Origin of the sequence: Sphingomonas sp. (assembly GCF_035555815.1) — a bacterium.
Taxonomy (GTDB): Bacteria; Pseudomonadota; Alphaproteobacteria; order Sphingomonadales; family Sphingomonadaceae; genus Sphingomonas.
This window is the reverse complement of the sequence record NZ_DATMGG010000084.1, coordinates 1-3,791: the sequence shown is the minus strand read 5'-3', so window position 1 is coordinate 3,791 and position 3,791 is coordinate 1. Positions and strand designations below refer to the sequence as shown.

Annotated in this window: 3 protein-coding genes and 1 pseudogene; all 4 read right to left on the bottom strand. The window is 68.9% G+C overall.

The window, feature by feature from the left end:
• Positions 1-222 (bottom strand): annotated as a pseudogene (locus VNR91_RS04795) (SUF system Fe-S cluster assembly protein); the annotation flags it as partial.
• Entirely contained in the window at positions 219-1,433 is a 1,215-nt protein-coding gene (locus VNR91_RS04790; protein ID WP_325489646.1) for a cysteine desulfurase, read from the bottom strand. The gene VNR91_RS04790 and the pseudogene VNR91_RS04795, both read right to left, overlap by 4 nt.
• Positions 1,430-2,506: a SufB/SufD family protein gene (locus tag VNR91_RS04785; RefSeq protein WP_325489645.1), complete on the bottom strand. Its 1,077-nt coding sequence runs from the start codon at positions 2,504-2,506 to the stop codon at positions 1,430-1,432. The genes VNR91_RS04790 and VNR91_RS04785 overlap by 4 nt, the downstream gene beginning before the upstream one ends.
• 277 nt (positions 2,507-2,783) lie before the next feature.
• Entirely contained in the window at positions 2,784-3,623 is an 840-nt protein-coding gene (gene sufC, locus VNR91_RS04780) for a Fe-S cluster assembly ATPase SufC (protein WP_325489644.1), read from the bottom strand.
• Positions 3,624-3,791: the final 168 nt, after the last annotated feature.

Genomic DNA, 3,791 nt, shown 5'->3' with positions numbered 1-3,791 from the left:
GTTCACCGGAATCTCGGGATCGAAGATGTCCTTCAGCGCGGCGATGATGCCTTCATAGACCTCCCCGCCCGGCTCGCCGGCGGCGACATCCGGCGGCGTCTGCGCCAGGAATCCGCTCAGATAGTCGCGCTTGCGCTCGAACGTCTCGCGCGCATCCTCCACCCGCGCGCGGGGCGGCGGCGTGACGCTGTCCACTTCCTCTATCGCGATCCGGTCGCTCATCCGAAAATCCTCGTCACTCTCTCTACACCACGCGCCAGCGCCTCGACGTCCGCCGGGCCGTTGTAGACCCCGAAGCTCGCCCGCGCGGTCGCGGGCACGCCCAGCGCCTCCATCAGCGGCTGCGCACAATGGTGGCCGGCGCGGATCGCCACCTGCCCTTCGTCCAAGATGGTGCCGATGTCATGCGGATGCACCCCCTCGACCGCGAAACTGACGATACCGGCCGAATCCTCGGGACCGAACAGCCGCACGCTGTTGATCTGCGACAGCGCCTCGCGCGCCCGGGCGACCAGCGCCGTCTCGTGCGCGTGGATGCGCTCCAGCCCGATCCCCTCGACATAGTCGATCGCGGCGGCGAGGCCGAGCGCGCCGACGATGTGCGGCGTCCCCGCCTCGAACCGGGTCGGCGCCGGGGCGTAGGTCGTGCGTGCGAACGTCACGCGGTCAATCATCGATCCGCCACCCTGCCATGGCGGCATCGCGTCGAGCAGCTCGGCGCGTGCCCACAGCACGCCGATCCCGGTCGGGCCGTAGAGCTTGTGCCCCGAAAACACATAGAAATCGGCATCGAGCGCGGCGACGTCGACCGGCAGGCGCGGCACTGCCTGGCACCCGTCGGCCAACAGCTTCGCGCCCACCCGATGCGCCAGATCGGCGGCGCGGCGCACGTCGAGCACGGAACCGAGCACGTTGGAGACATGGGCAAGCGCGACCAGCTTGTGTTCCGGCCGGATCATCGCCGCCATCGCGTCGAGGTCGATGCGATGATCGGGCGTCAGCGGCACCACGTCGATCGCCACGCCGCCCACGCGCTCTGCCACCATCTGCCACGGCACGATGTTGGAATGATGCTCCAGCATCGACAGCAGGATGCGGTCGCCCGGTCGAAACTGGGTGCCCGCCCAGCTCTGCGCAACGAGGTTGATCGCCTCGGTCGCGCCGCGCACGAACACCACCTCGTCGGTCTGCCCGCCGATGAAGCTCGCCACCCGCCGCCGCGCCGCCTCATAGGCCAGCGTCATGTCGGCGGATCGCTGGTAGACCCCGCGATGCACGGTGGCATAGCTTTCGGCATAGCCGCGCGCGATCGCGTCGATCACCGCCCGCGGCTTCTGCGCGGTGGCGGCGGTATCCAGATAGGCCCAGCCAGCCGGGATCGCCGGAAAATCCGCCAGCGCGTCGAGCGGGCGAGGATCGGCCAACACGGTCACAGCGCCTTCTCCAGCCAGGCATCGGCATCGGCGGCGAACGCCGCGCGCACCGCCTCGTCACCGATCCGGTCGATCGCATCCGCGACGAACGCGCGCGTCAGCAGCGCCCTTGCCCGTGCTGGATCGATGCCGCGGCTTTCCAGATAGAACAGCGCGCCAGCGTCCAGTTCGCCGACCGTGGCGCCATGCGCGCACTTCACGTCGTCGGCAAAGATCTCCAGTTCCGGCTTCAGGTTCACCGTCGCGCTCCGTTCGAGCAGGATGCCGCGCAGCGACTGTTCGCCATCCGTCTTCTGCGCGTGGCGGGCAACCTCGACCCGCGCGGCGAGGCTCGCCTGCGACCGGTCGGCCGCGACCGCGCGCCAGATCTGGCGGCTGCTGCCGTTGGGCGCGGCGTGGCGCACGGCGACCGCGCACTCCTGTTCCTGTCGCGCTCGAGTCAACAATGCGCCGCTCATCTCGACAAACCCGCTGTCCCCTTCCAGCGTCAGCGCGCCGTCGATCCGGCTGCCCATGTCGCCGGCGCCGAGCACCACCGTCACCAGGCTCGCGCCCTCCCCCACCGCCGCTTCGTCGCGCAGCGAGACGAAACCGCCCGACTGGATCAGCCGCACGCTGCGCTGGAGCCGGGCGGCGCGGCCCAGATCGATCCGGGTCAGGCGGTTAGACCAGCCGGTGCCGACATAGGTCTCGACCACTGACGCGACCGCGCCTTCGCCCAGCACGATCCGCGCGGGCAGGTGGTTGGCGCCGCCGGTGGCGACGTGGACGACCTGGACATTGGCCACCGCATGGCCAGCCCCGATGCCGAGCGACCAGCCGGGGCCGGCGGTACGCGCGCCCAGCGCGTGATCGGTATCGGCAGGGAGCGTTTCCACGCGCACCGGTCCGGGGGCGCTGCGCTGTGCGTCGAACACGCCGTCCACGAACAACAGGCGCGGCCCGTCGAGGTCGAGGAACGGCGGCACCGGCACGGCGGCGCGGGCACTGTCGTTCGCGGCGCGCAGCGCGTCGGGATCGAACCAGCGCCAGTCCTCCAGCCGGGTGGAGGGGAGCTCGAGGACGGCGGTCATGCCGGCGCTCCGGTTGGAACGATTTTGTTCACGCGAGGCCGCGAAGCCGCGAAGGAGAAAAGATTTAGTTCGCGCGGAGGCGCGGAGGCGCGGAGGAGTCTTGCCCGTTGCGCCCGTCTCGCGTCAGCGAGACCTTCAAACCCGTGGCAAGCAGCTTTCCTTAACGCCGCTGGCGCGGCTGACAGTGCGGCAGGCGACGTCCCTCCGCGCCTCCGCGCCTCCGCGCGAACAGCCTCTTCCTTCCTCGCGGCTTCGCGGCTTCTCGTGAACACCAAAATCACGCCGCCACCGCTCCATAGCCCTGCGCTTCGAGTTCGATCGCCAGTTCCGGCCCGCCCGATCGCGTGATGCGCCCATCGGCCAGCACATGCACGAAATCGGGCTGCACATAATCGAGCAGCCGCTGATAATGGGTGATCAGCAGCACCGCCTTGTCCGGCGCGCGCATGATCCGGTTGATGCCGTCGCCGACCACGCGCAGCGCGTCGATGTCGAGCCCCGAATCGGTCTCGTCGAGGATCGCGAATGTCGGATCGATGATCCCCATCTGCACCATCTCGTTGCGCTTCTTCTCGCCGCCGGAAAAGCCGACGTTGACCGGGCGCTTGAGCATCTCCTGATCGAGCGCGAGCGCGTCGGCCTGCGCGCGGGCGAGCTTGAGGAACTCGCCGCCCGACAGCGGCTTTTCCCCGCGCGCGCGGCGCTGACTGTTGAGCGCCTCGCGCAGGAACTGGACGTTGGGCACACCGGGAATCTCGACCGGATACTGGAAGCCGAGGAACAGCCCGGCGGCGGCGCGCTCGTGCGGGGCGAGGGCGAGCAGGTCGATCCAGTCCCCACCCTCGTCATTGCGAGCGGAGCGAAGCAATCCAGCGCCGGTGGCCTCATCCTGGATGGCGTCGTCGCTACGCTCCTCGCCATGACGGGCAAGAAACCGCACACTGCCCCCGGTTACTTCATAGCCGGGACGGCCGCCCAGCACGTAACCCAGCGTCGACTTGCCCGCGCCGTTCGGCCCCATGATCGCATGGACCTCGCCCGCGTTGACGGTGAGGGTCAGGCCCTTGAGGATTTCCTTGCCGTCGATTTCGGCGTGGAGGTCATTGATTTGGAGCATTTCGATTCACTGATTCTGCGGGAGGGATTGCGACATCCAGACCATGCCGCTGAAAATGAAGATATCGAGGCTCAGCAATTCCAGCCGTACCGCCTTCCGGCGCGCGGCCTCGCTGGCCTTTTTGCCGAGCGCAGCCATGCCCGCTTCCTCGGACTGCCGGCGCTGCTG